The organism is Nesterenkonia aerolata, from assembly GCF_031470965.1.
Lineage (GTDB): Bacteria > Actinomycetota > Actinomycetes > Actinomycetales > Micrococcaceae > Nesterenkonia > Nesterenkonia aerolata.
In genome coordinates, this window is the sequence record NZ_JAVKGR010000010.1 from 61,277 (window position 1) to 87,105 (window position 25,829).

A 25,829-nucleotide genomic window follows, 5' to 3' on the forward strand; every position below is an offset into this window, starting at 1 on the left:
GCAGCCGATGCGGCTGAGTCATCTCACGCTGCAGGACTACCGCAGCTATGCCGAGGCGCAGATTCCTCTCTCGCCGGGGCCCAATGTGCTGCTGGGGTACAACGGAGTCGGGAAGACCAACGTCGTCGAGGCCGTCGGCTATCTCTCCACCTTGGCCTCTCATCGGGTCTCCCAGGATGCGCCGCTGGTTCGCCACGGGGCAGAACGTGCCATCATCCGCGCCCAAGCCCACCGGGGATCCCGGGAGGCGCTGCTGGAGGTGGAGATCAACCCGGGCCGGGCCAATCGTGCGCGGATCAACCGAGGGGCCGCTGTTCGGGCCTCGGACGTGCTGGGGGTGCTGCGCACAGTGCTCTTCGCTCCGGAGGACCTGGAGCTGATCAAAGGCTCGCCGAATGTGCGCCGCCGTCTGCTCGATGACCTCGCCGTGCAACTGCGCCCTGCCTGGGGATCAGTCCGCCTGGACTACGAGAAGGTGCTCAAGCAGCGCAATGCGCTGCTGAAGTCCATCCGGTATGAGGGGTTCACCGCGACACATGAGTCCACCTTGGAGGTGTGGGATCACCAGCTCGCGGAGGCCGGGGCACGGGTGCTCCAGGCCCGGTTCGAGGTTCTTGAGGCCTTGCGTCCGCATGTCGCGGAGGCTTACCAGCAGCTCTCCGGCAGTGTCCGCACCGCAAAGATGCGGTATCAGAGCTCACTGGACGAATTCGCCGGTGAGGAGATGCGGCAGGGAACAGGGCAGTCGGGTGCGGCAGGACGTGAACAGCTGGCTGAGCAACTGCGCAGCGGCTTGGGTGCGGCACGGCGGCAGGAGCGGGAACGCGCGACGACGTTGGTCGGTCCGCATCGTGATGACCTGCACTTCAGCTTGGATGATGTCCCGGTGAAGGGTTATGCCTCGCATGGAGAGACCTGGTCCTATGCGCTGGCGCTGCGTCTGGCCGGTTACCGGGTGATGGTCGATGATGACCCGAGCGAGGGTGGTCGTCCGGTGTTGATCCTCGATGACGTCTTCGCCGAACTTGATGCGCGCAGGCGTCGGCGTCTGGCGGAGCTGGCCGCGGAGGCGGAGCAGCTGCTGATCACCGCCGCCGTCGACGACGACGTCCCTGAGGCTCTGCGTGCCCATGCCTTCCGTGTCGAGTCAGTGGACCAGCTCTCCCAGATATCCCCCGCTGAGGAGCTCACCGACGTCTCCGATGCTCAGCCCACGGACGAGAGCCGATGAGTGCAGTCCAGCATCCGGTTGCGGAACCGGAGCCCAGCCCGGACGGCATCTCGGCCCGGGAGACCGAGGATGCCGCGGCGATCGTCCTGGCGCGGATGCGACGGGCCGCCGAATCCCGAGGAGAACATCGGCTGCGCGGGACTCCTCGGGGGACCTCCCTGGCCGGAGATCCGCGGGCCGGGGCCCGTCGTGCTCTCGGTGAGACGGCTCAGCAGGGCTCCGGCGGAGGCGGCCGTGGCGGCAGTGGTCGAGACCCGAGTCTGCTGGGCCCGGTGGTGGATAAGCTCATCGCCCATCGTGGGTGGACCGCCCCGGTGGCGGTGGGCTCAGTGGTCTCACGGTGGGATCGGCTCGTCGGCCCGCAGGTGGCTGAGCATTGCCGACCAGAGCGCTTCGAGGACGGGGTGGTCGACGTCGTCTGCGATACCACGGCGTGGGCGACGAACCTGAAACTGATGCAGCCGCAGCTGATGGAGGTCTTCACCCGTGAACTCGGGCGCGGGATCGTCACCGGGCTGCGTATCCGTGGGCCTCAGGCGCCGAGCTGGAAGAGGGGCCGGTATTCGGTCCCCGGACGCGGCCCGCGTGACACCTACGGGTGAGCCGGTGGCGGCCGGAGTGGGGCGAAGCTGGACCAGCAAGGACGTAGGAGCGCTCGGAGTGGGACCGACGCACGCGCTCCTGCGGGGTTGGGGGCTGCGGAGCTGACCCCGGCCTCATCGACGGAGTGGCTGAGAGCTCCGAGCTGCCTTCTATGGCCGCGCAGCGCATCTTCTGCCCGATTCCACCTCAGTCTTCTGAGGCTTCAACGTGTTTTCACGATAGAATGGTCAACGGCCCGAGCAGCAGTCTCGGGTCGGTCCATGTTGAGGCCGTGAGACCGTTTCGGCGGTGTGCGGCACCGGTGTTCAAAGGAGACGGCTGAAGCTCGTGACCTCGGAAGACACACCCCAGGAGAACAGCGGCGACTACGGAGCCTCGGACATCACTGTCCTGGAGGGTCTGGAGGCGGTCCGCAAGCGTCCGGGCATGTATATCGGCTCCACCGGTGAACGCGGCCTCCACCACCTGGTCTATGAAGTGGTGGACAACTCCGTCGATGAGGCCTTGGCGGGTTATTGCAGCCAGATCGACATCACCCTGCAGGCCGACGGCGGTGTCCGGGTCAGCGATGACGGCCGCGGCATCCCCGTGGACATGCACCCGACGGAGGGCAAGCCGACCGTTGAGGTCGTGATGACGGTGCTCCACGCCGGCGGAAAGTTCGGCGGCGGCGGCTATGCCGTCTCCGGTGGTCTGCACGGGGTGGGAATCTCCGTGGTCAACGCACTGTCCACCCGGGTGGAGACCACGGTGAAGCGACAGGGCCGCTCCTGGCATATCGCCTTCGGCACCGGTGGTGAGACCGTGTCGCCGCTGAGCGAGGGTGAGGCGACCCAGGAGACCGGGACCACGCAGGTGTTCTATCCGGATCCGGGGATCTTCGACACCGTCGAGTTCGACTTCGAGACCTTACGGGCGCGGTTCCAGCAGATGGCCTTCCTGAACAAGGGCCTGCGCATCGTGCTCACCGATGAGCGGGACATCGAGGCCAACCAGGTCGTCGTCGACGAGGTCGTCAGCCATCAGGACCACCAGGATGCCGGTGAAGACGCCGATGCCCCGGCCGCTCCGGGTGAATCGATCGAAGCCGTCAGTGAGGTCCCGGCCGGGCGGAAGGTGGTCTACCAGTACGACCACGGTCTGCTGGACTATGTGAACCACCTGAACTCGGCGAAGAAGGCCGACACTGTGCACGAAGACGTCATCGCCTTCGAATCTGAGGACGATGACCGCGGCATCACCGCCGAAGTGGCGATGCAGTGGACGATGACCTATTCGGAATCGGTGCACACCTACGCCAATACGATCAACACTCATGAGGGCGGTACCCATGAGGAAGGCTTCCGCAGCGCACTGACCAGTCTGATCAACCGGTACGCCAAGGAGAAGCAGATCCTCAAGGAGAAGGAGGACAACCTCACCGGTGATGACATCCGTGAAGGTCTGACCGCGGTGATCTCCGTGAAGCTCTCCGAACCGCAGTTCGAGGGTCAGACGAAGACCAAACTGGGCAACACCGAGGCCCGCGGGTTCGTCCACCGGGTGGTTCACGAGCAGCTCAGCGACTGGCTGGAGCGCAACCCCGGTGCCGCACGTGACATCATCCGCAAGGCCCAGTCCGCCGCCCATGCTCGGGTGGCGGCGCGCAAGGCGCGGGAGAACGCCCGCCGGAAGTCTCCCCTGGAGTCGATGGGTCTTCCGGGCAAACTCTCAGACTGCTCCTCGAAGGATCCCACACGCTGTGAGATCTACCTGGTGGAGGGTGATTCGGCCGGCGGTTCGGCGAAACGCGGCCGGGATCCGGAGACCCAGGCGATCCTGCCGCTGCGCGGCAAGGTCCTCAATGTGGAGCGGGCGCGGCTGGACAAGGCCCTGTCCAACACGGAGGTCCAGTCGATGATCACCGCCTTCGGCACCGGCATCGGTGAAGAGTTCGACATCGAGAAGCTGCGGTATCACAAGATCGTGCTGATGGCTGATGCCGACGTCGACGGTCAGCACATCACCACGCTACTGCTGACTCTGCTGTTCCGGTACATGCGTCCGCTGATCGACGGCGGGTACGTGTATCTGGCGCAGCCGCCGCTGTACCGGCTGAAGTGGTCCAATGCCCCGCATGACTACGTCTTCACCGATGCTGAGCGTGATGCGGCTTTGGAGGCCGGTCACGCCAAGGGGCGTCGTCTGCCGAAGGACCAGGGTATCCAGCGGTACAAGGGTCTGGGTGAGATGGACTATTCGGAGCTGTGGGACACCACGATGGACCCGGAGCACCGGACTCTGCTGCAGGTCTCGATGGAGGATGCCGCGGCCGCCGATGAGATCTTCTCGGTGCTGATGGGTGAGGATGTCGAGTCCCGCCGTGGTTTCATCCAGCAGAACGCCAAGGACGTCCGTTTCCTCGATATCTGAGGCCCGAGCGCGCCGGAGCCGCTGTGACGGCGGGCCGGCGTCATGTGGGCGGATGAATATCGACTGACAGAGCATCCTCAATGAGGGAGAGCATCGTACGTGAGTGACAACACTGAGAATCCCGGCACAGCGGATCAGGCACCCGGCGCGGAGGGTGAGAACGCCCTGACGGGAGATGTGCTGACCGACCGGGTCCGCCAGGTGGATCTGCAGACTGAGATGAAGCGGTCCTACCTGGACTACGCGATGGCCGTCATCGTCGGCCGTGCGCTGCCGGATGTCCGTGATGGGCTCAAACCGGTGCACCGCCGGGTGATCTACGCGATGTTTGACGGCGGCTATCGCCCGGACCGCTCCTTCAATAAGTGCGCCCGTGTGGTCGGCGATGTCATGGGCAACTATCACCCGCACGGTGACTCGGCGATCTATGATGCCCTGGCCCGGCTCATCCAGGACTGGGTGATGCGCTACCCGCTGGCCCTGGGTCAGGGGAACTTCGGCAACCCGGGCAATGACGGCCCGGCGGCCCCGCGGTACACCGAGACCAAGATGGCCCCGCTGGCCATGGAGATGGTCCGGGACATCACTGAGGACACCGTCGATTTCCAGGACAACTACGACGGGCGCCAGCAGGAGCCCACGGTGCTGCCGGCACGGTTCCCGAATCTGCTGGTCAACGGCTCCTCGGGGATCGCCGTCGGGATGGCCACCAATATCCCGCCGCATAACCTGCGCGAGGTCGCCGCCGGGGTGACCTGGTACCTGCAGAACCCGCAGGCTTCTCGTGAGGAGCTGTTGGAGGCGCTGCTCGAGCGGGTCAAGGGACCGGACTTCCCGACCGGGGCGCAGATCCTGGGGACCCGGGGGATCGAGGAGACGTACCGGACCGGGCGCGGGTCGATCACGATGCGCGCCGTCGTCGACGTCGAGGAGATCCAGGGCCGGACCTGCCTGGTGGTCACCGAGCTGCCGTATCACGCGAATCCGGAGAACCTGGCGCTGAAGATCGGTCAGCTGCTGCGTGACGGTAAGGTCTCGGGCATCGCGGATCTGCGCGATGAGTCCTCCGGGCGGACCGGTCAGCGTCTGGTGATCGTGCTCAAGCGCGATGCGGTGGCCAAGGTGGTGCTGAACCAGCTGTATAAGCACACCCAGCTGCAGGAGAACTTCTCCGCGAACATGCTGGCGCTGGTCGATGGTGTGCCGCGGACGCTGAGCCTGGATGCCTTCGTCCACCACTGGGTGACCCACCAGATGGAGGTCATCGTCCGTCGCACCCGGTTCCGCCTGGCCAAGGCGGAGCGGGAGGCGCACATCAAGCTGGGGCTGCTCAAGGCCCTGGACGATCTGGACCGGGTGATCTCCACGATCCGCGAGTCCTCCACAGTGGAGGCCGCGCGGGAGAACCTGAAGACGCTGCTGGATATCGATGATGACCAGGCTCAGGCGATCTTGGACATGCAGCTGCGGAAGCTCGCGGCTCTGGAGCGGCAGCGGCTGCAGGAGGAATACGACGAGCTGATGGAGCTGATCGCTGAGTTCAAGGCGATCCTGGCCTCGGAGGACCGTCAGCGTGAGCTGATCTCCGAGGAGCTCGACGGCATCGTGGACAAGCACGGTGATGAGCGGCGGACCCATATTGTCCGCGGCTACGACGGCGATATGTCCATGGAGGATCTGATCCCGGAGGAGGATGTCGTCGTCACTGTGACCCGGGACGGGTACGTCAAGCGCACCCGGATCGATAACTACCGGGCGCAGAACCGCGGGGGCAAGGGGGTGCGTGGGGCGCAGCTGCGTGCTGACGACGTCGTCGAGCATTTCTTCGTGACCACGACGCACCACTGGATCCTGTTCTTCACGAACCTGGGACGGGTGTACCGGACGAAGTGCTATGACCTCATGGAGGCCGGCCGGGATTCGAAGGGCCAGCATGTGGCCAATGTGGTGGCGTTCCAGCCCGATGAGCATATCGCCGGGGTGCTTGCCCTGCGCAGCTACGACGATGCGGCATACCTGGTGCTGGCGACCAAGGCCGGACTGGTGAAGAAGACGAAGCTCACCGATTATGATTCGCCGCGTCAGGCCGGGGTGATCGCCATCAACCTGCGTGAGGATGATGAGCTGGTCTCGGCGAAGCTCATCTCGGCGGAGGATGATCTGATGCTGGTCTCGCGGAAGGGGCAATCGCTGCGGTTCACGGCCTCCGATGAGGCGCTGCGACCCATGGGCCGGGCGACCTCCGGGGTGACCGGGATGAAGTTCCGTGAGGATGATGAGCTGCTCACCGCCGATGTGGTGACCGAGGATTCCTATGTCTTCGTGGTCACCGAAGGCGGGTACGCCAAGCGGTCCTCGGTGGAGGAATACCGTGTGCAGGGCCGTGGTGGCCTGGGCATTAAGGTCGGCAAGCTGGTCGAGGACCGTGGTGACCTGGTCGGGGCGATGGTCGTGGAGTCTGATGACGAGGTGCTCGTGGTCATGGCCTCGGGCAATGTGGTGCGCTCGGCGGTGGAGGGTGTGCCGTCGAAGGGCCGCGACACGATGGGTGTGATCTTCGCCAAGCCGCGCGGTAAGGACCGGATCCTGAAGGTGGCGCGGGCTTCTGGTGCGGCGCTGGCCGCGGCGGGCGAGGAGCCTGCTGAGGGCGATGCTGAGGATGGAGCTGCCGAGGCGGTGGATTCTGCGGTGAGTGCGGCTTCTGCTGATGCCGGTGAGGCACTGCCGAGCACCGGGGAGGATGCAGTAGCGTTGGGTTCTGACCACGATGACGTCGATGGAGGACAGCAGTGAGCGCGAACAGCAGCGAGGGCGGGGAGTCCCGTCCGGCGAGCCGGTTCCCGGCGCCGCGGCCCCGTGCCCACGGCGGGTCCTCCTCCGGTGAGGCCCAGTCTGGAGCTGCGAAGCCTGAGGCCACCCAGGCTTCGACGTCGGCGTCGGGTGCTGAAGCTCAGCGGACGGGGCAGAAACAGCCGGCGCGGCCGACTGCTGGTGAGGCGGAGAAACGTGGGCCGGCGCCTGCGGGGCGCCGCCCGGCCCCGCGTCCCCGCCCGGCTCCGGCCGGAGCCGGGCGGGGACGGACGAACCCGGGACTGGTGCGTCCGACTCCGCGGGCGAAGGTGCGTAAAGCACGGCTGCTGGTCTCCAAGGTGGACCCGTGGTCGGTGTTGAAGATGAGCTTCCTGCTGTCGGTGGCCTTGGGCATCATGACCGTGGTGTGTGCGGTGATGCTGTGGTCGGCGATGGATCTGACGGGGATCTTCGATCGCGTGAATGATCTTATCGGTCAGGTGCTCGGTGGTGAGGGTGATACTGAAGGCGGCGCCATCGTGATCCAGGAGATGGTGACGTTGGGTCAGGTGGCTTCGTTCGCGACGATCATCGCTGTGGTGAACGTGGTGGTGCTGACGGTGATCTCCATGCTCGGGGCGGTGCTCTACAACATCTCCGCATCGCTGGTTGGTGGTGTCGGAGTGACCCTGACCGACGACTGATCAGGCGTTTCTCCTGCGGTGGAGGTCACATCTCCGCGGTGTCGGATGATTTTGTGACAGTTCTGACGCTGGTGTAATGTAGAGTGGTCGTCCTGCGGAGGGCAGTCCCTTTGGCGGGTTCCTCAGACTCCCCCGACGACACCCAAGGGCGTATAGCTCAGGCGGTTAGAGCGCATCGCTGATAACGATGAGGTCCGAGGTTCAAGTCCTCGTACGCCCACACTGAAGGTCCCAGGTTCGGAAGGTGCTGAGAATGCGGAGAATCGCGTTGCTCGCCCTGACCGCGGCCGGAATCTTCGGATATCGCCGCTGGCGAGAGGCGGAAGAAGGCCGTAAGGTCTGGGACTCTGCTACTGACTCGTTGAACGAGGACAAGCACTAACTGAATACCCATCACGGGGGCTTAGCTCAGTTGGTAGAGCGCCAGCTTTGCAAGCTGGATGTCAGGGGTTCGAGTCCCCTAGCCTCCACATTATTGCCAGAGAGGTTCCTTCCCAGGACGGGAAGGAACCTCTTTTTCGTTCTCGCACACCTAGGGTTATAGGCCAAATTGTGTGTATGGACCGGGGCGTGTCAGGGACCTGCGTTCTGCCTAGCCCCTCTTGACACTCGTGTGGTCTCAAATCTGCAGTTTCAGTGAGTGAAGCGGCGGTTGTGAACCTCGGTCAGACTCTTGATCTGCGTAACAGGATCCACAGCAGGAACGGAACTCCTACGAAGGAGGTGATCAAACCTACTGGTAACGCTGTGGGGAAAGCCCGAGTTGCCATGAGATCTGCTGCGAGCATGATGATCCCCCCTGCGAGAGCTCCGCCCAGAGGGGGAGGGCCTTCTGTGCGTAGCAGGGCGAGTGCTAGTTGCGGGGCCACGAAGGCTACGAAGGCCACCGTGCCGACCAGTGCGGTGGTCACCGAGGCCATGAGCACCGCTATGACGAAGAGTGCGACGCGGGCTGCGGGGACTCGAAGGCCTAGTGCGCGGGCGGTATGTTCGTCGAATCGCAACAGAGCTAAGGGACGTCCCGCCATTACTGCAGCGAATAGTCCTATGCCAGTGAGTATCGTGACAGCTGTCAGAGCTGGGCCCTGTACGGCGTTGAGACTGCCGGCGAGCCAGGTGAGTGCACTGTTGAGGCCAGGTAGGTCGGCTTGGACGAGTAGCCAGGAGGTGACCGCACCCAGGCCCGCGTTGATGCCCAGACCCACGAGTACTACCCGTCGGACCACGATTCCACCGGACCAGGACAGCCAGACGACGGCCAGACCCGCCAAAGTGCCACCGAGTGCAGCTGCTAATGGCAAAGACCACGCAGCGAGCAGCACCGGTAACCCACTGCCGGTGGCCAGTAGGGCCACCGCAGCAAGTCCGGCGCCGGCCGTCACACCGATGATGTCCGGGCTGGCTAGCGGGTTACGCAACATTGACTGAGTGATGGCTCCGGCAGCCCCCAAACCGGCTCCCACTACTACGGCTGCCCAAGCACGGGGCAACCGTAACTCCGTGACGAAAAAGCCCAGTGGTGCCTCACCACCACTTATCGCGGTGATGACTTGGGTCGGTGGGACGAAGACTTCGCCGATCATCAGCGAGCACAGGAACACCATGATCAGCGCGGTGCAGAGGCCGCAGGTGCCTATGGCTTGTCTGTTCATCTGGTGATCCTCCTGGCGATGATTACGAACAGGGGAGCTCCCACGATGGCGAGCATGATGCCTACGGAGACTTCCCCGGTTGGTAGCACGACGCGACCTGCGATGTCGGCCACCACCAGCAGCAGCGCACCCAGAGGGGCCGCTAACAATACGCGTCCCGTGGGAGAGCCAGGAAGTAGCCGATTGGCCAGATGGGGAGCAAGCAAACCTAAGAACCCCACGGAACCGGCAACAGAGGTAGCTCCCGACGCCAGTAGAACCACAGCGCCGAGACCCACCAGCCGATCCCGTAGCACCGGGCGTCCCAAAGAGGCGGCGAGATTCTCGCCGAGTTCCAGGCTGGGCCAGGCCGGGAGGTTGCACAGGGCGAGGAGGAGTCCCAGGAGGATGAACGGCAACGCCACGATCAGTGCGGACAACGGTCGATCCGCCAGCGCACCTACACTCCAGAACTGGAAGGATTTCATGGTGTCCGGGAACATGAGGACGACGGCGGTCGTGGCAGATCCCAGCAGCGCACTGACCACCGCACCTGTGAGTACCAGAGTGGTCATGGGTTCGAACACTGTGATCCGGGCCGTCAGAGCCAGCACTATGGCACCGGCCACAAGCGCTCCGATCAGGGCGAACCAGGGGTGTGTCGCCGGATTGCGTAAGTCGAGCACGGCCAGGGCGGCTACCACACCGAACCCGGCGCCGGCGGTGACTCCGATCAGTCCGGGGTCCGCCAAGGGGTTACGGGTATGCAACTGGGTGAGTCCACCGGCCAGTCCCAGTGCTGCTCCCACGACGAGTCCGATGAGTGTGCGGGGTAGGCGTAGTTCCAGCACCACGGCCGTGGTTGAAGGGTCTGCGGCTCCGGTCAGGGCGGCAGTGACCTGCGAAGGAGTCACGTTCCCAGAGCCCAGGTAGAGTCCGGCCCAGCTGGCGGTGAACAGCGCCAAGGCTAGTCCTAGGATCAGCAGAATAGTGCGACCCATCCGGGTTCGGGTGCCGCCTGACAGGTTCATCAGTCGTCTGCGTGGTGGTCGTGGTTGATTTCGCCTCGGCGCCAATAGCCGTCTACGTCCCAGTGGTTGCGATCGAAACCTAGTTCTTGTGAGATATAGCGCCGTAACGGTTTGATGCTCATGGCTTCCCCAGCGACCCACACGAATCCCTCACGATCCGAGAAGTCGTGGTGACGGACCGCAGCATCGAGTATCTGCGTGGTGCCCGCGGGGGATGGATCCCGGTAGAGCCAGTAGGTCTCCAAAGTTGCGGAGGTGGGCAGGTCGATACGTGAGTCCGGTCCGGCGACCTCGATGTAAGCGGTGACCGGGACTTCTGGGCGCAGGACTTCCACCCAACGGGCCAACGCCGGTAGCGCGGTCTCATCGGCTGCGAAGACGTACCAGGGAAAAACATCCTTGATCTCGAAGGCACCGCGAGGCCCCAAGGCTCCGATTTTTTGCCCCACGGCTGCTGTCGAGGCCCAACGTCCGGCCACACCGTGATCATGCAGGACGAAGTCGATATCCACGGCGGCTGCTTCAGGGTCGAACCATCGCACGGTGTAATCGCGGTAGGTCAACCCCCGAGGTGACCATCGTCCATCGCGCATGACCGGTAGAACGGGCTCACCTGAAGGGTCATGATCGAAGAAGAGCTTGAGATGGTCTTCGGCTCCGATACTGGGGAAACCTGAGAAACCGTCATCGGCGCTGAACCTGACGCGAACCAGGGTCGCAGACAGGGGGTGGACAGCTTCCACGGTGAGCACGCGGGGCCGTAACTCGAAGTAGTAGTACGCCGTCAGCTCGTCTTCGCGATCGGCACGATGTGCAGTCCGGACGGCCGACCGCGGAACGGTGGGAACGAGGGTCATGCTGAATCCTCCTCGGATTGTTCGTGGGGGTTGTGGACATAGGACGCTGTTGCGATCGGTTCCAGAGCATGGCTGCGGTTGCCACGGTGGGCAGAAGCTCCCCACAGTGATTGCAGCGGCCGGTCCCAGATCCGGCGTGATACCGGAGAGGTAACCGGTGACAGTGACCTGACGACGGTGTGGGTCCGGTGGGAATGGAGCACGCGACATCCGCGTGCCCACCGGCTTCGTACACGACCTCTGAACCTTCCTGGGCTGATCGGAACCTGAGGCACAGGGCACCGAGGTATCCCTCAATCACTTCACCTTCGGTGTAGTTGCGTTGGGTGAGGCGAGCGGCGAGACGTAGGGAGACCATCACAGCTCCTGCAGAATGCTCTCCAGTTGTTCGAGAACCTTCAGTCCGGTCTCGTAGCGGTCGGCGAAGAAGTATTCAATGCCGTAGTCGTGACCTTCCTGAACAGCCGGAAGTTGCTGGAAGGTGGGGACTTCGGCGAGTTCGGCAGCACCGGCTCCGGGTTCTCCGTCCAGAGTTTGTTCATGGAGGATGACTGTTGCAGAGTCGAGGTCGGTGAGTTGTTCAGATGACAAGTCAACGCCGTTGAGGTTCGTGACGTCTGCGGCGACCGTGACAAGGGGGGCCTCAATGTCGTTGAGGATTCCACCTATCCAGGAGATCGGTGTGTAGACCGTGGTTTCATTTTCGTAGTAGTCCACTGCGGCGAAGGTATTTTCTTCGATGACGTCGCCGTAGTCTTCCCGGATCTGGGCAGCCTTGTCTTCGTAGGCTTGCTTGGCGTCTTCGGCGGATTCGCTGTCACCTAGAATGTTGCTGATTTCCACAGAGGCGTCCTTGGTTTGGGCTGAGCCTTCCGAGAGGATGAACACCGTGGGGGCGATGGCGCTGAGCCTTTCGTATTCTTCTCGGGATTCATCGGAGATGGTCTGGTCCTGGCCGGCCCGAACGAATCCGATGAGCAGGTCTGGTTCGAGGGAAGCGATCTGCTCGTAGTCCCAACCATCCGGGGTCAAGATGATGGGCAGATCCTGAACCTGGTCGTATTCATCTGGCAGGAAACTGTCCTCGTAATTTCCGTCAGCCGTGGCTACTGGGGTGATGTCCGCAGACAACAAGGGGCCGACTGCGCCTTCCAGAGCCACGATCTGCTGCGGATCATCCGGAATGGTGACTTCGCCGAAGGCGGTCTCGACGGTGTGGGTGCCGTCCCCGGATTCCGAAGACTCCTCTTCCTGACCTGAGCCGCAACCGGTCAAGATCAGAAGGGACGCCAGAAGGAGCGCGAGAAATCGGGGTGTTGAGGCTGATGTACGGGTGCCGTGGTGTGTTGGCACGATGTCTCCTATTCGATGTTGAGTGTCGGTGGTCAGGGTGTTCGTGGGTCGCTGGGCAGAATGACGGGGGTTCCGGTGTCGGGATCCGTGATGACCCGGCAGGGAAGATCGAAAACGTCTGTCAGGAATTCAACGTTGAGAACGTGGCTCGGGGAACCTGTGGCGGTGATCTTGCCGTTCGCCATGACGACGATGTGGTCGGCAAAGCGGGCGGCTAAGGTGAGGTCGTGGAGCACGGCGACAACCGTTCTGCCCTCGGCCGCCAGGGTGGAACAGGTGCTCAGGATTTCCACCTGATGAGCGATGTCGAGATAGCTGGTTGGTTCATCGAGCATCAGGAGGTGGGTGTCTTGGGCCAGGGTCATGGCGATCCAGGCGCGCTGCCGTTGTCCCCCGGACAGCTCGGACACGGGGGAATCCGCCAGTGTTTCCAGGTGCATACGTACAAGGGCACTTTCGGCGGCCGCCGTGTCCTTTCCGGTCAAAGGACGAAGCAGGGAACGATGCGGTTCCCGTCCCCGTAGCACGAGGTTTCGTACGGTGATCCCTTCCGGAGCCAGTGGTGTTTGGGGAAGGAAGGACAGGGTACGTGCCAGAGACCTTCCTGGGTAGCGGTGCAGATCCATCCCCAGCACTTCGATGTCGCCTGTTCGCTTGATCAATCCACTCAAGGCCAGCAGAAGCGTCGATTTCCCACAGCCGTTGGGTCCCAACACCGCGGTGAATTTCTCAGCAGGGAGGTCAAGGTTCAAATCCTTCAGAACCTGCGGCCGTCCCGGATAACCGGCACTGAGATTCCGGACTCGGAAGGCCGGTTGGGGTGTCTGTCCAACGGGCTCAGGTGGCGGTGTTGCGTTAATCGGAGTGGGGCTCATGCCTGAATGGTGTTCCTGTCCGGGTGAACTCGGCCCAGGCCATGCGCACTGTTCGGTGTTCTGTCACCGTTCGGACAGCGTAGTCATGCTTATCGCGCGTGGTCGGGAACTCTTGTATGGGTGGCTAGGCCCCGAGGGCACTTTCCGGCCTGATGATGATCGTGCCGCTCATCGCCCAATAATCCGAGACTCGTGTCAGCGGACAGGTCACGAGTAGATCCATGTGGGCTTCTCCTGGGGGACTGTGCAGGACATCGAACGTGCTCGACGACGTGGCGGAGGACGCATGGAGTCGTACGGGCCGAAAGGAGCGTATCAATCATAATTAGGTAAGGCAATCCTTTGTTTCATAATCTGGTGCAGGGGGTTGGGCTTCTCGGTGCGCTGGTCGATTGTTCTCGCATCGAGGCCAGGTCGGCATCGGCTGAAGGTGGTTCGGATCTGAGACTCTGTGATCGACAGAGAGGTGGAGGAAACATGTCGGAGTGGTGGGCGCACACGATCGGTTGGGGGACGGTTGCTGCACTGTCGTGTGGGTTCGTCCTGGTCGAGTTCGCGGCACCGTATGCGTTCCTGAACGATCATCCGGAGGACATCCGCCGGAACGCACCGAAGCCGACAGCGGTCCAGCAGCGTGCCGGTGTGCTCGGGGGACTAGTGTTACTCGTGAGTCTGATTATGGGCTTGGGCGCGGTGCCATGGGCGTGGAGCGTGACCCATCCGGATGCAGGCTATGCTGAACTTGCGCTCATGACTCTTGTGGTCGCTGCACTGTTCGCGGTGATCGATGTGGTGCTCGTCGATTGGCTCATCATCTGCACCTTGCGGCCGCGCAGATTCGTGTACCCCGGCACCGAGAACTGCACCGGATGGGGTGACTACGCTTTCCATCTCACTGAACAGCTTCGTCCCCGGGCTCTGCTGGCACTGACCACGCTCAGTGCTGTCGTGGGGACGGTGGTCTGGTGGCTCACCTGAATCCGAGGTTGGCACATGGTCGGGCATCGGCGGCCCGGACTTCTTGGCTTTGCCTCGTCGTCGGCGTCAGCCCATGGGAACGAAGCTGGTCGTTCCGCACCCACGTCTGCAGCGCGGTCTTCGAGATCCCCAGATCTCTGTACACCTTCTTTTGCGATGAGCCCGCAGCGACCATCGCCACAGCGTCACGCTCGAACTCGTCGGAATAGATCTTCGGCACGCTTGCCATCCTTCCAGCAGGCGCCCCCCTCCCGGGATCATGCGGTCATGGACTCAACCACACCTTCAGCAGTCCGGAAGAAGAAACTTCAGATACATGCAGATGCGTGTTTCGACAGTGACTTCTGCAGCGCACTTCCGTCGTCTTGTGGTTCGGGTATCAAGTGGGCCGAGGTTCTTGAAGTACTGCGGTCAGCAGCCGCTTCGCTGAGACAGGCGCGCCTAAGACTGTCTATGCGAGACTCTTCCCATGGAACGGGAAGACCTCCTCGGCGACGCCACACAGCAGAGCGGTAATCGCACTCTTGACCGCACAGCCGCGATCCTGGACGCACTTGAGCACGAGATGCTGACTCTCAGCGAGATCGCACGACGCACAGCGCTCTCCACTTCCGCTGTTCATCGTCTGCTGAACTCTCTCGAGGAGTTGGGATTCGTCCGGCGCAGCGACGGTCTCTTTGCACTGGGAGCGAGATTTCAACGTTCGACGATGGAGAAGGCCATCCGTCACACCCTGGCGGTGATCAGAGACGAGACCGGCGAATCCTGTCAGTTCTGGGTGAAGCTGGACCGTGAACGGCTCTGCGTGGCCATTGCTGATTCCGGCCACGAGCTCAGGCCGATCCTCGCTGAGGGCACAAGAATCCGCCTGCAGGACGGCGGCTCAGCAGGACTCGTGCTCCGCAACGACGAGCGTGCGCGAGACTCACTCGTCCGCCACGGATGGGTGGAGACCGTCGACGACCGCACCCCGGGGCTCGCGTCAGTGAGCCTGCCCCTGATCCTCCGGGGAAGCCGGTATGGCGTCGTGTGCATCGTCGCTCCCGTCTCCCGTCTCACGGAGTCTCCTGGCCGCGATTTCGGGCCGATCATGAGGCGTAGGCTCCAGGGTCTGCGAGAGGAGCTCGACAGCCGTTTCTGACTCCTCTCGTCGTTGAGAGTATCCCGCTAGGCGGGAAGATCACAGAATTCTCTTGGTTGTGAGGCGGATCACTTTCTACCTTCGTGTGCACAGGCATCCCCGCACCTGACGGGGATCACCCAGTGGACGAAAGGTCAGAACAGTCCATGGAACCCACAGAGTCGGTCACCCTCCCCACCGGACAGCTTCCCCTCGAAGGGATTCGTGTCCTGGAGCTGGGCAACTTCATCGCCGCGCCCTTCGCCGCCCGCATCTTCGGTGACTTCGGCGCAGACGTCATCAAGGTCGAGAAGCCCGACGGCGGTGACGAACTCCGCGACTGGCGGAAGACCCGCGGTGAAACCTCGATGCTCTTCCGCACTCTCGGGCGGAACAAGCGATCCGTCGTCCTGGATCTGCGCACCGACGAAGGGCAGGCAGCAGTCCGACGGCTCGCCAAAGACACCGATGTCCTCATCGAGAACTTCCGCCCCGGCACGCTGGAGCGCTGGGGACTCGCGCCCGAGGATCTGAAGCGGGAGAACCCGCATCTCATCATCGTCAGGATCTCCGGATACGGACAGACCGGCCCCTACCGGGACCGCGCCGGATTCGCCAGCGCCGCAGAGGCCTTCGGCGGTTTCCGGCACCTCACCGGAGAGGCCGACCGTCCTGCTGTCCGACCGGCGGCGTCCATGGGTGACACCGTCGCCGGCCTCTACGCCACCATCGGCGCCCTGATGCTGCTCGTCCGCAGAGGCCGGACCGGAGACGTCGGTGACGGAGTCGTGGACATCGGCCTCTACGAGGGCATCTTCTCCCTGCTCGAATCCCTGGTCCCCGACTACGACGCCTACGGCCAGGTACGTATGCGCTCCGGCGGCGCCGTCCCCGGTGTGGTCCCGATGGGTGCCTACCCCACCGGAGACGGTCTGGAGATCGTCATCGGCGGGAACTCCAATAAGCTCTTCACTCGCCTGATGCGCCTGGCCGGCCGTGACGACCTCGCCGATGACCCCGTGCTCCAGACCTCCTCCGCCCGTCAGGACCGGGAGCAGGAGCTCAATACGGTCATCTCCGAGTGGACCTCCTCGCTGCCCCTGAAGACGGTCCAGGCCGAACTCGATGCCGCCGGAGTCCCCGCAGGTCCGGTCTACGACGCACCCTCCATCGTCGATGACCCGCACTATTTGGCCCGCGGAATGGTGGAATCGCACCGGGTCCGCGTCGAGGAGGAACCTGAGGAGATCCGCTTCCCCGGGGTAGTGCCCATCCTCCCCGGTCAGCGCGGCCACACGCGCTGGCTCGGCCCCGAGCTCGGTGAGCACAGCCGGGAGATCCTCACCGAGGCCGGATACTCCGAGGAGGAAGCCGACGCCCTCGCCGGCGTCGGACGCGAAACCGCTGAGGCGGTGACCTCATGACCACAGTTGAGATCACCGATGTCTGCCTGCGTGACGGCCTCCAGGACGAGCCGGTCATCGTCACCACTGAGGACAAGCTGCGGATCCTCGACGCGCTCGTCGACGCCGGAGTCCGCCGCCTGGAGATCGGTTCCTTCGTGAACCCCAAGAAAGTCCCCCAGATGGCGGACTCCGCAGAGCTCTTCGCAGGTGTCCGGCGGCGGCCCGACGTCGTGCTCACCGCGCTCGCCCTGAACACCCGCGGGGTCGAACGGGCGTTGGCCGCCGGTGCCGACGAGGTCTCCATCGTCCTCTCCGCCTCCGAGGCACACAGCTCCGCCAACGCTGGGCAGAGCGTCGATCAGGCGCTGGAGCGCTACCGCGACGCCGTGGCCGCTCACCCCCAGGTCCGCTTCATCGGCGGCATCTCCACGGCTTTCCGCTGTCCCTTCGAAGGTGAGATCGACCCGCAGCGGCTCATCCGCCTCGTCGAGGGCTTCCGAGACATGGGCATCACCACTGTCGGGCTGGCGGACACACTCGGCACCACACCACCGGATGAGCTGATGCGCTCGCTGGCGCATGTGCGGACCGCGGTGCCCGACGTCGAGTACTCGCTGCACCTGCACAACGCCCACGGTCAGGCACTGGAGACCGTCACCCGGGCTGTCGACGCCGGGATCATCACATTCGACGCCGCAGTAGCGGGCTACGGAGGATGCCCCTTCGCACCCGGCGCGCACGGCAACATCGCCACCGAGGAGCTCATCTCCCATCTCCACAGAGCCGGGATCACCACCGGCATCGACCTGGACGCCCTGACCGACGTCGCCGCTCTGGTGCGCGGCATCGTCGCCTCCGCCCGGCCCCTCGACACCGTGCACACCGGCGGAAGGAGCGACGCATGAGCGAGCAGATCCGCGAGACGCCGCCCGTAGAAGGGTCCCGCACTGAGACAAGAATCGACGACGATGCGCAGAGCTCCGCGACGGACCGGCGTGAGATGATCGCCGCCGGTGGCGGCAACGTGGTGGCGGCGACGACCACAGAACGACATAACTGGAGTCGGATCAACGACTCCCCGATGTGGTACTTCTTCGCCCTCTTCGCCACTGTGCTCGTCGCGGTGCTCACCGACAGCCTCCCTCCGGGCCTCCTCTCCGGCTTGGCTGTGACAGTGATGCTCGGCGGTCTGCTGATCTGGATCGGCAGTCTCATCCCGGGGCTGCGAAACTTCGGTCTGCCGACGATCCTCTGCACCTTCGTCCCCGCCGCGCTGATCTTCTTTGGGATCATGCCCGAGAACGTCACCACTGTGGTCACTGACTTCATGGACACCATCGGGTTCCTGGACTTCATCATCGCCGCGATCATCGCCGGTGCGGTCCTCGGGATGCCGCGTCAGCTGCTCGTCCGAGCCGGACCGCGTTTCGCGGTCCCCCTGGTCGGCTGCGTCGTACTGACGTTCTTGGTGATCGGTGGACTCGGCGCCGCCCTCGGACGAGGCTTCGTCGACAGCATCCTGCTCATCGCGGCACCTGTCATGGCCGGCGGTCTGGGCGTCGGGGCTCTGCCGATGTCTGAGATGTACGCCAGCCAGACCGGCGACACCGCAGCGATGTACCTTTCCGGGCTCATGGCCGCGGTCGTGCTGGCCAACATCGTCTGTATCCTTGCCGCCGGTGTGCTCAACGGCTTGGGCCGCAGCCGGGTCAAGATGTTCGTTGGGTTCGACGGCAAGGGTGAGTTGCTGCGGGTGAAGTCTCGAGCCCAGGATCTGAAGATGCCGCCGAAGAAGACCTCCGCCACGTTCCTGGGGCTCGGCAAGGGTGTGATGATCACAGCCGTGCTCTACACCTTGGGCACCACGTTGAACACCTTCTTCCCGGTGCTCCACGAGTTCGCGTGGTTGATCGTCGCCGCAGCTCTGCTGAAGGTCTTCCGCCTCTTCCCCGATGAGCTCGAGGAATCGGCCTCCGAGTGGGGTGACCTGATGACCACCTACTTCGTCCCTGCGCTGTTGGTGGGTGTCTCGATCGCCTACATCGACCTCGAAGAAGTCATCCAGGCCGTCGGTGACCCGGTGTTCATGCTCCTGGTTATCACCAGCGTATTGGTGGCGGGGCTGATCGCCGGTCTGCTGGGGATGCTGGTGCGGTTCTACTTTCTCGAAGCCGCCGTCACCCCCGGACTGGTCATGGCAGACACCGGGGGAAGCGGCGACGTTGCGGTGCTCTCCGCGGCGGGCCGTATCCACCTGATGCCGTTCGCAGCCCTGACCACACGGCTCGGTGGTGCGTTGACCCTGTTCATCACCTCGTTGCTGGTGCCGTTCCTCGGGTAACCGTCAGCCCGTGGGACTTCTCGGGCTACCTCACGGGAGTTGAGCGGTGGATCATAGCGTCCTGCCGGAACCGGTCTGCAGAGGTCTATGTTCTGAGCATGGGGCTATGACATGTGAGGCACGCATGCGTCAGAAGTTGACGTTCTCGGCCACGGCCTGTGCCCAGCGCCGATAACCGTCGGCGTTCGGATGGAAGCCGTCGACGGCGAAGAAGTCCTTCCCCGTGGCCAGCATGTCCGCCCCGAGCCAGGTGACAACTTCGCGGTCTGCGCACACCTGCTGGGAGATGTCGTCGAGCCGGGCTGCCTGTTCGTCGAGATACCGGGCCAGGATCTTCGGCAGTGCGGGGAAGCTGCTGAACTCCGGAATGCCCGTCATCAGCACCTGATCCGCCGCTGCTGAGGCACCATCGAGCAGCGCACCCAGATCCTGCTCCCACTGTGAACCCTGATGCCCGGAGAGCACATCGTTCACGCCCACCAGCACCACGACGACGTCGAACTGTGGCCCGCCGGGGGCGTCATCGAGCTGGGGGAGCACGTCTCGGGTGACTTCAAATGCCCGGGCCCCGTTACGCCCGCGCACCGCCCATTCCACGGGTTGACCAGTGCGGCCAGCCACCGCTTCGGCGAACTGCGGGCCGAACGCTTCCGACTGCGCCTCCACACCGCAGCCCGCCGCCGTCGAATCACCGATCACCGCCACGCGCAACGGCTCCCCGGAGCCACCATCGAGCGCGCCAACGACTCCGTCCCGCGGCCCAGCGGCTTCCGGCAGCCGCATTCCGTGCTGACGGACCCGCGCCCCCTGAATCGCAGCGATCGGCAGCAGCAGAGGGTGCAGGGGCTTCCTCTCTCGACTCATGCGTTGACTATCTCCTGAGTCGTCGTCACGGTGGCGAACTCACCGTGCAGATTCGTTGCCGTGATCTGCGCCAGAGTCTCCGCGGATACGAGGTCACCCTCCGGAGTGCGGCGATCGAAGGTGTGAGTGGCGTCCAGCGCGAAGTACACGTCATAACCGAGGTTCCCGCCCACCCGTGCAGTGGTCTCGCAGCAGTGATTCGTGGTAATCCCGCAGATCACCAGCTGCGTGATCCCGCCGCCTTGCAGCCAAGCATCGAGATCCGGGCTGCCATGGAAACTGGAGTTCACGTTCTTCGTCACCAACAGCTCCGGCTCCCCGGTGATCATGTCCTGGAAGATGTTGCCCTCTGCATCGGGGTGCAGTGGCGAGCGGGGGTCGAAGGAATCGTGCCGGACGAACATCACAGGCCGGCCCGTCGAACGCCAGTGATCGAGCAGTGCAGCGATGTTCTCTTCGCACTCAGGGTTGTTCCGAGGACCCCAGTAGGCGCCGTCGTGAAACCCCTTCTGCACATCGACGACCACCAGAGCCGTCTCATCACGCAATGTCAATTTCGGCTGTGTCACAGACACAGCGTATCTGCAGTGGCCAGGGCGTTCCCACGGTCGGCCGGCAGCTCCTCAGAACGCTCGGAGGCGGAGCTTTGTGACATCGAGGTATCTTGCGGAACCCGGATGACTCTGGAGTTGGTGCCCTTTTGAAGCCGAATCGGCGCTCAAAAGGGCACCAACTCCAGAGTCAACGGGGAGCGGAGGGGAGGGGAGAGGAGGGGAGGGCGCGAGCGGACGAAGGTCGGAGCGGGACCCTCAGGACTGCTCGAGCATGTTCGCAGCGAAGAAGTCCGCCAGCCCCTGGGTGTCGCCCAGCGGGAGCACGTGGGCCACGTACTGGTCCGGGCGGACCACGACGACGGCGCCGTCGCGCGAGACCCCGCGTTCGTCGAAGATGTCCTCGCCCGCCTTCACGGCGAACACCTTCTCGTAGTTGAAGAGCTTGAACGGACCCACCTCGGGGCGGAAGATCGCCGGAGCGTCGGTGACCTCGAATTCGGTGTGCTTCTGCTGGTAGATCACCTTCACGTCGAACACCGCGTCCCGGTCTTCATCGCTGCGGGTGTACCGGTTGACCGGCGACTCCGGCGACTCATCCAACCACTGCGCCCACCGGCGCAGCGCTGAGGTCTCCTCCGCCGGAGCCCCGGGGTTCGCCGCGCAGGCGAAGGCGTAGATCCGCCAGCGTCCATCCGCGGTGGCCTGGTGGCCCAGCTGCAGCGGGTTGGTGTCCCCGACGCGCACCACCGGCGCCGACTTGAACCGTTTGCCCACGGTCCACCCTTCAGCCAACCCCTGGTGGGCGTCATCACCGGTGATCATCGACGGCCTGTAGTGGGTCATGAACCCGGCCGGGAACTCGAAGGTCTTGTTGTAGAAGTCCTCCAGCTCCTTCGGGTTCTCGAAATCCTCCGGCTTCTTCGCCATCATCGTCGACCACTCCCGGTCGAAGTCGATGAGGTTCTGCGCGATCTCCTGCCGCTCACCCGAATAGGTGTGCAGCAATGACGCCGGGGCTCGTCCGGTCAGCACCGACCCCAGCTTCCACCCCAAGTTGAAACCGTCCTGCATGGATACGTTCATCCCCTGCCCGGCCTTCGCGGAGTGGGTGTGGCAGGCGTCCCCGGCGATGAACACGTGCGGATCCTTGACCTCACGGTCCACATCGTCGACGTCGTCGAAGTGGTCGGTCACCCGGTGCCCCACTTCGTACACGCTGTTCCAGGCCACATGCTGGACTTCGAGGGTGTACGGGGTGAGGATCTCATTCGCCCGCTTCTCCAGCTGCTCCACCGTGGTCGCGCGAATCTCCTTCGACTGCTCCTGGGTCACCACGCCTAAGTCCACGTACATGCGGAACAGATGCCCGCCCTCGCGCGGGATCAGCAGGATAGACCCGCCGGAGCGGGACTGGATCGCACATTTGAGCCGGATGTCCGGGAAGTCGGTGCGGGCCAGCACGTCCATCACGCCCCAGGCATGATCGGCCCGGTCCCCGTGGGGAACCCGGCCGATGTCCCGGCGCACTCCGGAGCGCGCCCCGTCAGCACCGAGGACGTACTTCGCCCGCACGGTACGCTCCTCACCCTCGCGCGGCCCGGTAGTGTGCCGCACCCGGACCTCCACGGGATACTCGGTGTCGGCGGTGACCTGCAGGCTCAGGAACTCCACCCCGTAGTCCGGGCGCATCCGCGAGGGTGAGTTCGCCATGAACTCCGCGAACTGATCCAGGATCCGTGCCTGGTTCACGATCAGATGCGGGAACTCGGAGACCCCGCCCGGGTCATCGGCCGGCTGTCCGGTGCGCACGATGTGATCCGGATTCTCAGTATCCGGCTTCCAGAAGGCCATCTCCGTGATGTGGTACGCCTCATCCGAGATCGAGGTGGCGAAGCCGAACGCCTGGAAGGTCTCCACACTGCGCGCCTGGATCCCGTCAGCCTGCCCCACCGCCAGCCGCTCGGGCCGCTTCTCGATGATCCGGGTGTGCACATCCGGGTACTGGGCCAGCTGTGCCGCGGTGATCATCCCAGCCGGACCGCTGCCGACGATCAGCACGTCCATCTCATCGGGGAGCTCTTCAGGCCGGTCCAGGCCGATGCCCGCGGCCGGCTGCACCCGGGGGTCAGTGGAGACGTATCCGTGGTGGTGGAACTGCATATCTGCTCCTTGAGAGGGTTGATCAGGAGTCGTCAGAGGGGATGAAATCAGCGGCCAGGCGTTCGGAGCCGCGGGCCACCAGCGCGACGTCGGCGCCGACCAGCACGAAGCTCGCCCCGGCGTCGAGGTAGTTCCGTGCGGCAGTGGGATCGAAGGCGTTGACGCCCACGGGGACGCCGGCGCCGCGGACCGCTTCGAAGGTGGCCAGCACCTCGGCGACGACGTCGTCATGGGTCTGCTGCCCGATCAGGCCCATTGAGGCCGACAGGTCGCTGGGCCCGACGAATACCCCGTCGATGCCCTCGACGGCGGCGATCTCCGCCGCACTGCGGACACCTTCCACAGTCTCGATCTGCACGAACACGGAGACGTGATCGGCGGCTTCAGCCAGATACTGGGGCACCCGGTTCCAGCGTCCCGAACGCGCCAGCGCCGAGCCGATGCCGCGCCGTCCCGCCGGCGGATATTGGGCGGCCGCGGCCACACCCCGGGCCTGCTCGGCGGTGGAGACCATGGGCACCAGGATGTTCTGCACCCCCAGATCCAACACCTGTTTGATGGTCACGGTGTCATCGGAGGGCACTCGCACCATCGGAGTGATCTCGTAGCCGGAGGCCGCATGCAGCTGGGCGAGCACGGACTCCAGCCCGTTGGGGGCGTGCTCCATGTCGATGAGCAGCCAGTCCAGCCCGGAGCCGGCCATGATCTCGGCCATCGTCGCCGAACCGGAGCACACCCAGCCGCCGACCAGCGGACGGTCCGCCTCTGCCAGGCGGGCACGGAACGTGGGACTCAGACGAATCGACATGACACCGTCCCCAGCTCGCGGTAGTCGCACAGCACCGAGTCCCCGGGGTGTACCCACATCGGGCGGGTGAAGGAGCCGGCGAGGATGATCTCCCCGGCCTTGAGCCCGTCGCCGTGGGCGGCCAGCTTATCCGCCAGCCAGGCCACACCCATCGCCGGGTGATTCAGCACCGCCGCGGCCACCCCGGTCTCCTCGATGGTCTCATTGCGGTACAGCAGCGCGGAGACCCACCGCAGATCCACCGCATCGGCGGCGATGGGGTTCCCGCCGTAGACCATGCCGCCCATGGCCGCATTGTCACTGATGGTGTCGACGATGGTCCGCCCTTCCATCTCTATCCGCGAGGAGAGGATCTCCAGGGCGGGGATCACGTACTCGGTGGCGCGCATGACGTCGAAGACCGTGGTGTGCGGGCCGGTGAGGTCCTCACCGAGGACGAAGGCCAGCTCCACCTCGATCCGCACGTTGGAGAACTGGGCGTGCTCGATCTCCGAGCCGTTGCCGAACACCATGTCCGAGAAGATCGCCCCGTAGTCGGGCTCGGTGATCCCGGTGGCCTGCTGCATGACCTTCGAGGTCAGGCCGATCTTCCGGCCCACCGGCCGACGCCCGGCCTCGATTCCCCGTCGGCGCCACTCGTTCTGCACCGCATAGGAGTCCTCCACGGTCATCTCCGGGTGCCGGGCAGTCAGCAGCGGCACCGTGGAACGGGTCCGTTCGGCCTCGGCCAGCTCGTCGGCGATCGCCGCGACCTGCTCAGTGGAGAGCATCAGCGCTCCTCCTTCTCCTTCTGATCGTCCTCACGCCTGAGGCTGGGATCTCAGAGCTGGTGACCCAGCTTGTACTCGCCCTTCTTCCACTCCGGCATCGAGTCCTCACCCTCCTCGGCGCGGGTGTAGGAGAACCCGTCGGCGCCGATGGTGACGGCCATCTCGGAATCGTCCGTGCGTTCCACAGTGGGCACCGGATTGCCGTCGAGGTCCAACACAGTGGAGGCCTCGGTGTACCAGGAGGGGACCACCGGGTTGCCCCACCAGTCGCGGCGCTGGTTGTCATGGACGTCCCAGGTCACCACGGGGTTGTCCGGGTCGCCGGTGTAGTAGTCCTGGGTGTAGATCTCCACGCGGTGGCCGTCCGGGTCGCGCAAGTAGAGGTAGAACGCGTTGGAGACCCCGTGGCGGCCGGGACCGCGCTCGATCCGGTCGGAGAGCCGCAGCGCCCCGAGCTTGTCGCAGATCGCCAGGATGTTGTGCTTCTCGTGGGTGGCGAAGGCGACGTGGTGCATCCGCGGGCCCGCACCACCGGTCATCGCCGTGTCATGGACGGTGGGCTTGCGCCGCATCCACGCCGCATAGGTGGTGCCGGCGTCGTCCTGGATGTCCTCGGTGACCCGGAAGCCGAGATCCTCCATATAGGCCACGGCCTTGGGCACGTCCGGGGTGACCTGGTTGAAGTGGTCCAGGCGCACCAGGGCTCCGGGGGAGTAGAGGTCATAGCGCCAAGCCAGGCGCTCAACGTGCTCGACGTCGTAGAAGAACTCGTAGGGGAAGCCCAGCGGGTCCACGACGCGCACCGAGTCTCCGATGCCCTTGGTGAAGCCTCCGGCCTCCCGGCGGACCTCGCAGCCCAGCTCGGTGTAGAACTCCACGGCGCGGTCCAGCTCTTCGGGACTGCGCACCCGGTAGGAGAACGCGGCGACGGCGGCGATCGGCCCCTGGCGCAGCACCAGGTTGTGGTGGATGAACTCCTCCATCGAGCGCAGGTAGACGGCGCTCTCGTCCTCCTCGGTGACCACCAGGTTCAGCACGTCGACGTAGAAGTCCCGCGAGCGCTTCAGGTCCGTGACCACCAGCTCCATATAGGCGCAGCGCAGCACATCCGGCGGCGGCGACTGCGGAGTGGGGATGCGGGGGCCCGGCTGCTCGGGGGAGTGGTGGTCGGTCATAGGTCTCTCCTGGGTGGTGCGCAGGGAATCGGTGTCACAAGAAGAATGAGTTGTGGTGTGAGTCACGTCTATATCAGATCGTATATGATCCCCGGGCCCGGGGGAAGGGCGCGACGAGACTCACGGAAGATGCCCGCGAAACGCCTTCGGTGCCTCAACTGAGAAT

The 25,829-nt window shown here is 64.4% G+C and carries 23 protein-coding genes and 2 tRNA genes; 13 read left to right on the forward strand and 12 right to left on the reverse strand.

The features are described 5' to 3' along the window. Positions 1–7 precede the first annotated feature (7 nt). The 8 genes from recF (at position 8) to RIL96_RS09245 (ending at position 8,210) form a co-directional block, all read left to right on the forward strand. Positions 8–1,231, forward strand: coding sequence for a DNA replication/repair protein RecF (gene recF, locus RIL96_RS09210; RefSeq protein ID WP_310548723.1), 1,224 nt, complete (start codon positions 8–10; stop codon positions 1,229–1,231). Beyond that, a complete protein-coding gene (locus RIL96_RS09215) occupies positions 1,228–1,833 on the forward strand; it encodes a DciA family protein (RefSeq protein ID WP_310548724.1) in 606 nt (201 codons plus the stop codon). Before recF ends, RIL96_RS09215 begins: the two co-directional genes overlap by 4 nt. Before the next feature lie 328 nt (positions 1,834–2,161). Then, positions 2,162–4,246 carry a DNA topoisomerase (ATP-hydrolyzing) subunit B gene (gyrB, locus tag RIL96_RS09220; RefSeq protein WP_310548725.1) on the forward strand — a complete coding sequence of 695 codons (2,085 nt, stop codon included), beginning with the start codon at positions 2,162–2,164 and terminating at the stop codon, positions 4,244–4,246. A gap of 99 nt (positions 4,247–4,345) precedes the next feature. Beyond that, positions 4,346–7,039, forward strand: a complete 2,694-nt coding sequence (gene gyrA, locus RIL96_RS09225; protein WP_374761878.1) for a DNA gyrase subunit A — start codon at positions 4,346–4,348, stop codon at positions 7,037–7,039. Next, a complete protein-coding gene (locus RIL96_RS09230; protein ID WP_310548726.1) occupies positions 7,036–7,740 on the forward strand; it encodes a DUF3566 domain-containing protein in 705 nt (234 codons plus the stop codon). Before gyrA ends, RIL96_RS09230 begins: the two co-directional genes overlap by 4 nt. 146 nt (positions 7,741–7,886) lie before the next feature. After that, a tRNA-Ile gene (locus RIL96_RS09235) sits at positions 7,887–7,960 on the forward strand. Between the two features lie 33 nt (positions 7,961–7,993). Continuing rightward, the gene (locus tag RIL96_RS09240) at positions 7,994–8,122 is read left to right on the forward strand and encodes a DLW-39 family protein (protein ID WP_310548727.1); all 129 of its coding nucleotides are present in this window, start codon (positions 7,994–7,996) and stop codon (positions 8,120–8,122) included. A 15-nt stretch (positions 8,123–8,137) separates the two neighbouring features. Continuing rightward, positions 8,138–8,210: transfer RNA gene (locus tag RIL96_RS09245), tRNA-Ala, on the forward strand. Between the two features lie 195 nt (positions 8,211–8,405). On the opposite strand, the gene RIL96_RS09250 is transcribed toward RIL96_RS09245, so the two are convergent. From RIL96_RS09250 to RIL96_RS09270, 5 genes are all read right to left on the reverse strand, one after another. After that, on the reverse strand, positions 8,406–9,392 hold the full coding sequence (locus RIL96_RS09250) for a FecCD family ABC transporter permease (protein ID WP_310548728.1): 987 nt from the start codon (positions 9,390–9,392) through the stop codon (positions 8,406–8,408). Further along, a complete protein-coding gene (locus RIL96_RS09255; protein WP_310548729.1) occupies positions 9,389–10,372 on the reverse strand; it encodes a FecCD family ABC transporter permease in 984 nt (327 codons plus the stop codon). The genes RIL96_RS09250 and RIL96_RS09255 overlap by 4 nt, the downstream gene beginning before the upstream one ends. A gap of 29 nt (positions 10,373–10,401) precedes the next feature. After that, positions 10,402–11,259: a siderophore-interacting protein gene (locus tag RIL96_RS09260; protein WP_310548730.1), complete on the reverse strand. Its 858-nt coding sequence runs from the start codon at positions 11,257–11,259 to the stop codon at positions 10,402–10,404. 357 nt (positions 11,260–11,616) lie between these two features. Then, positions 11,617–12,612 carry an ABC transporter substrate-binding protein gene (locus RIL96_RS09265; RefSeq protein WP_310548731.1) on the reverse strand — a complete coding sequence of 332 codons (996 nt, stop codon included), beginning with the start codon at positions 12,610–12,612 and terminating at the stop codon, positions 11,617–11,619. 32 nt (positions 12,613–12,644) lie between these two features. Continuing rightward, complete coding sequence (locus tag RIL96_RS09270; RefSeq protein ID WP_310548732.1) at positions 12,645–13,487, reverse strand: ABC transporter ATP-binding protein; 843 nt, start codon at positions 13,485–13,487, stop codon at positions 12,645–12,647. A 750-nt stretch (positions 13,488–14,237) separates the two neighbouring features. On the opposite strand from RIL96_RS09270, the gene RIL96_RS09275 reads away from it, so the two are divergent. Further along, complete coding sequence (locus RIL96_RS09275) at positions 14,238–14,465, forward strand: hypothetical protein (RefSeq protein ID WP_310548733.1); 228 nt, start codon at positions 14,238–14,240, stop codon at positions 14,463–14,465. On the opposite strand, the gene RIL96_RS09280 is transcribed toward RIL96_RS09275, so the two are convergent. Then, complete coding sequence (locus RIL96_RS09280; RefSeq protein ID WP_310548734.1) at positions 14,458–14,685, reverse strand: transposase; 228 nt, start codon at positions 14,683–14,685, stop codon at positions 14,458–14,460. The genes RIL96_RS09275 and RIL96_RS09280 overlap by 8 nt on opposite strands. A gap of 249 nt (positions 14,686–14,934) precedes the next feature. Here RIL96_RS09280 and RIL96_RS09285 point away from each other — a divergent pair, with 249 nt between their 5' ends. The 4 genes from RIL96_RS09285 to RIL96_RS09300 all read left to right on the forward strand — a co-directional run bounded on the left by RIL96_RS09285 (position 14,935) and on the right by RIL96_RS09300 (position 19,332). After that, positions 14,935–15,606, forward strand: coding sequence for an IclR family transcriptional regulator (locus RIL96_RS09285; protein WP_310548735.1), 672 nt, complete (start codon positions 14,935–14,937; stop codon positions 15,604–15,606). A 146-nt stretch (positions 15,607–15,752) separates the two neighbouring features. Further along, on the forward strand, positions 15,753–17,009 hold the full coding sequence (locus RIL96_RS09290; RefSeq protein ID WP_310548736.1) for a CaiB/BaiF CoA transferase family protein: 1,257 nt from the start codon (positions 15,753–15,755) through the stop codon (positions 17,007–17,009). Beyond that, positions 17,006–17,896 carry a hydroxymethylglutaryl-CoA lyase gene (locus RIL96_RS09295; RefSeq protein WP_310548737.1) on the forward strand — a complete coding sequence of 297 codons (891 nt, stop codon included), beginning with the start codon at positions 17,006–17,008 and terminating at the stop codon, positions 17,894–17,896. Before RIL96_RS09290 ends, RIL96_RS09295 begins: the two co-directional genes overlap by 4 nt. Further along, positions 17,893–19,332: a 2-hydroxycarboxylate transporter family protein gene (locus RIL96_RS09300; RefSeq protein ID WP_310548738.1), complete on the forward strand. Its 1,440-nt coding sequence runs from the start codon at positions 17,893–17,895 to the stop codon at positions 19,330–19,332. Before RIL96_RS09295 ends, RIL96_RS09300 begins: the two co-directional genes overlap by 4 nt. Positions 19,333–19,461: 129 nt before the next feature. Here the strand turns inward: RIL96_RS09300 and RIL96_RS09305 are convergent, their stop codons facing one another. From RIL96_RS09305 to hpaD, 6 genes are all read right to left on the reverse strand, one after another. After that, positions 19,462–20,196: an SGNH/GDSL hydrolase family protein gene (locus tag RIL96_RS09305; RefSeq protein WP_310548739.1), complete on the reverse strand. Its 735-nt coding sequence runs from the start codon at positions 20,194–20,196 to the stop codon at positions 19,462–19,464. Continuing rightward, complete coding sequence (locus RIL96_RS09310; RefSeq protein WP_310548740.1) at positions 20,193–20,765, reverse strand: cysteine hydrolase family protein; 573 nt, start codon at positions 20,763–20,765, stop codon at positions 20,193–20,195. Before RIL96_RS09310 ends, RIL96_RS09305 begins: the two co-directional genes overlap by 4 nt. Positions 20,766–21,005: 240 nt before the next feature. Then, entirely contained in the window at positions 21,006–22,910 is a 1,905-nt protein-coding gene (locus RIL96_RS09315; RefSeq protein ID WP_310548741.1) for an FAD-binding monooxygenase, read from the reverse strand. 22 nt (positions 22,911–22,932) lie between these two features. Next, positions 22,933–23,718 carry an HpcH/HpaI aldolase family protein gene (locus RIL96_RS09320; protein WP_310548742.1) on the reverse strand — a complete coding sequence of 262 codons (786 nt, stop codon included), beginning with the start codon at positions 23,716–23,718 and terminating at the stop codon, positions 22,933–22,935. After that, the gene (gene hpaH, locus RIL96_RS09325) at positions 23,703–24,488 is read right to left on the reverse strand and encodes a 2-oxo-hept-4-ene-1,7-dioate hydratase (RefSeq protein WP_310548743.1); all 786 of its coding nucleotides are present in this window, start codon (positions 24,486–24,488) and stop codon (positions 23,703–23,705) included. Before hpaH ends, RIL96_RS09320 begins: the two co-directional genes overlap by 16 nt. 50 nt (positions 24,489–24,538) lie before the next feature. After that, the gene (gene hpaD / locus RIL96_RS09330; RefSeq protein WP_310548744.1) at positions 24,539–25,663 is read right to left on the reverse strand and encodes a 3,4-dihydroxyphenylacetate 2,3-dioxygenase; all 1,125 of its coding nucleotides are present in this window, start codon (positions 25,661–25,663) and stop codon (positions 24,539–24,541) included. Between the last annotated feature and the right edge of the window lie 166 nt (positions 25,664–25,829).

Excerpts from the sequence above, each read along its gene's own strand:
- recF (WP_310548723.1), top strand. The coding sequence starts at position 8 with ATGCGGCTGAGTCATCTCACGCTGCAGGACTACCGCAGCTATGCCGAG.
- RIL96_RS09215 (WP_310548724.1), top strand. The coding sequence starts at position 1,228 with ATGAGTGCAGTCCAGCATCCGGTTGCGGAACCGGAGCCCAGCCCGGAC.
- RIL96_RS09240 (WP_310548727.1), top strand. The coding sequence starts at position 7,994 with ATGCGGAGAATCGCGTTGCTCGCCCTGACCGCGGCCGGAATCTTCGGA.
- RIL96_RS09250 (WP_310548728.1), bottom strand. The coding sequence starts at position 9,392 with ATGAACAGACAAGCCATAGGCACCTGCGGCCTCTGCACCGCGCTGATC.
- RIL96_RS09255 (WP_310548729.1), bottom strand. The coding sequence starts at position 10,372 with ATGGGTCGCACTATTCTGCTGATCCTAGGACTAGCCTTGGCGCTGTTC.
- RIL96_RS09260 (WP_310548730.1), bottom strand. The coding sequence starts at position 11,259 with ATGACCCTCGTTCCCACCGTTCCGCGGTCGGCCGTCCGGACTGCACAT.
- RIL96_RS09270 (WP_310548732.1), bottom strand. The coding sequence starts at position 13,487 with ATGAGCCCCACTCCGATTAACGCAACACCGCCACCTGAGCCCGTTGGA.
- RIL96_RS09275 (WP_310548733.1), top strand. The coding sequence starts at position 14,238 with ATGACTCTTGTGGTCGCTGCACTGTTCGCGGTGATCGATGTGGTGCTC.
- RIL96_RS09285 (WP_310548735.1), top strand. The coding sequence starts at position 14,935 with ATGGAACGGGAAGACCTCCTCGGCGACGCCACACAGCAGAGCGGTAAT.
- RIL96_RS09290 (WP_310548736.1), top strand. The coding sequence starts at position 15,753 with ATGGAACCCACAGAGTCGGTCACCCTCCCCACCGGACAGCTTCCCCTC.
- RIL96_RS09295 (WP_310548737.1), top strand. The coding sequence starts at position 17,006 with ATGACCACAGTTGAGATCACCGATGTCTGCCTGCGTGACGGCCTCCAG.
- RIL96_RS09300 (WP_310548738.1), top strand. The coding sequence starts at position 17,893 with ATGAGCGAGCAGATCCGCGAGACGCCGCCCGTAGAAGGGTCCCGCACT.
- RIL96_RS09305 (WP_310548739.1), bottom strand. The coding sequence starts at position 20,196 with ATGAGTCGAGAGAGGAAGCCCCTGCACCCTCTGCTGCTGCCGATCGCT.
- RIL96_RS09315 (WP_310548741.1), bottom strand. The coding sequence starts at position 22,910 with ATGCAGTTCCACCACCACGGATACGTCTCCACTGACCCCCGGGTGCAG.
- RIL96_RS09320 (WP_310548742.1), bottom strand. The coding sequence starts at position 23,718 with ATGTCGATTCGTCTGAGTCCCACGTTCCGTGCCCGCCTGGCAGAGGCG.
- hpaH (WP_310548743.1), bottom strand. The coding sequence starts at position 24,488 with ATGCTCTCCACTGAGCAGGTCGCGGCGATCGCCGACGAGCTGGCCGAG.
- hpaD (WP_310548744.1), bottom strand. The coding sequence starts at position 25,663 with ATGACCGACCACCACTCCCCCGAGCAGCCGGGCCCCCGCATCCCCACT.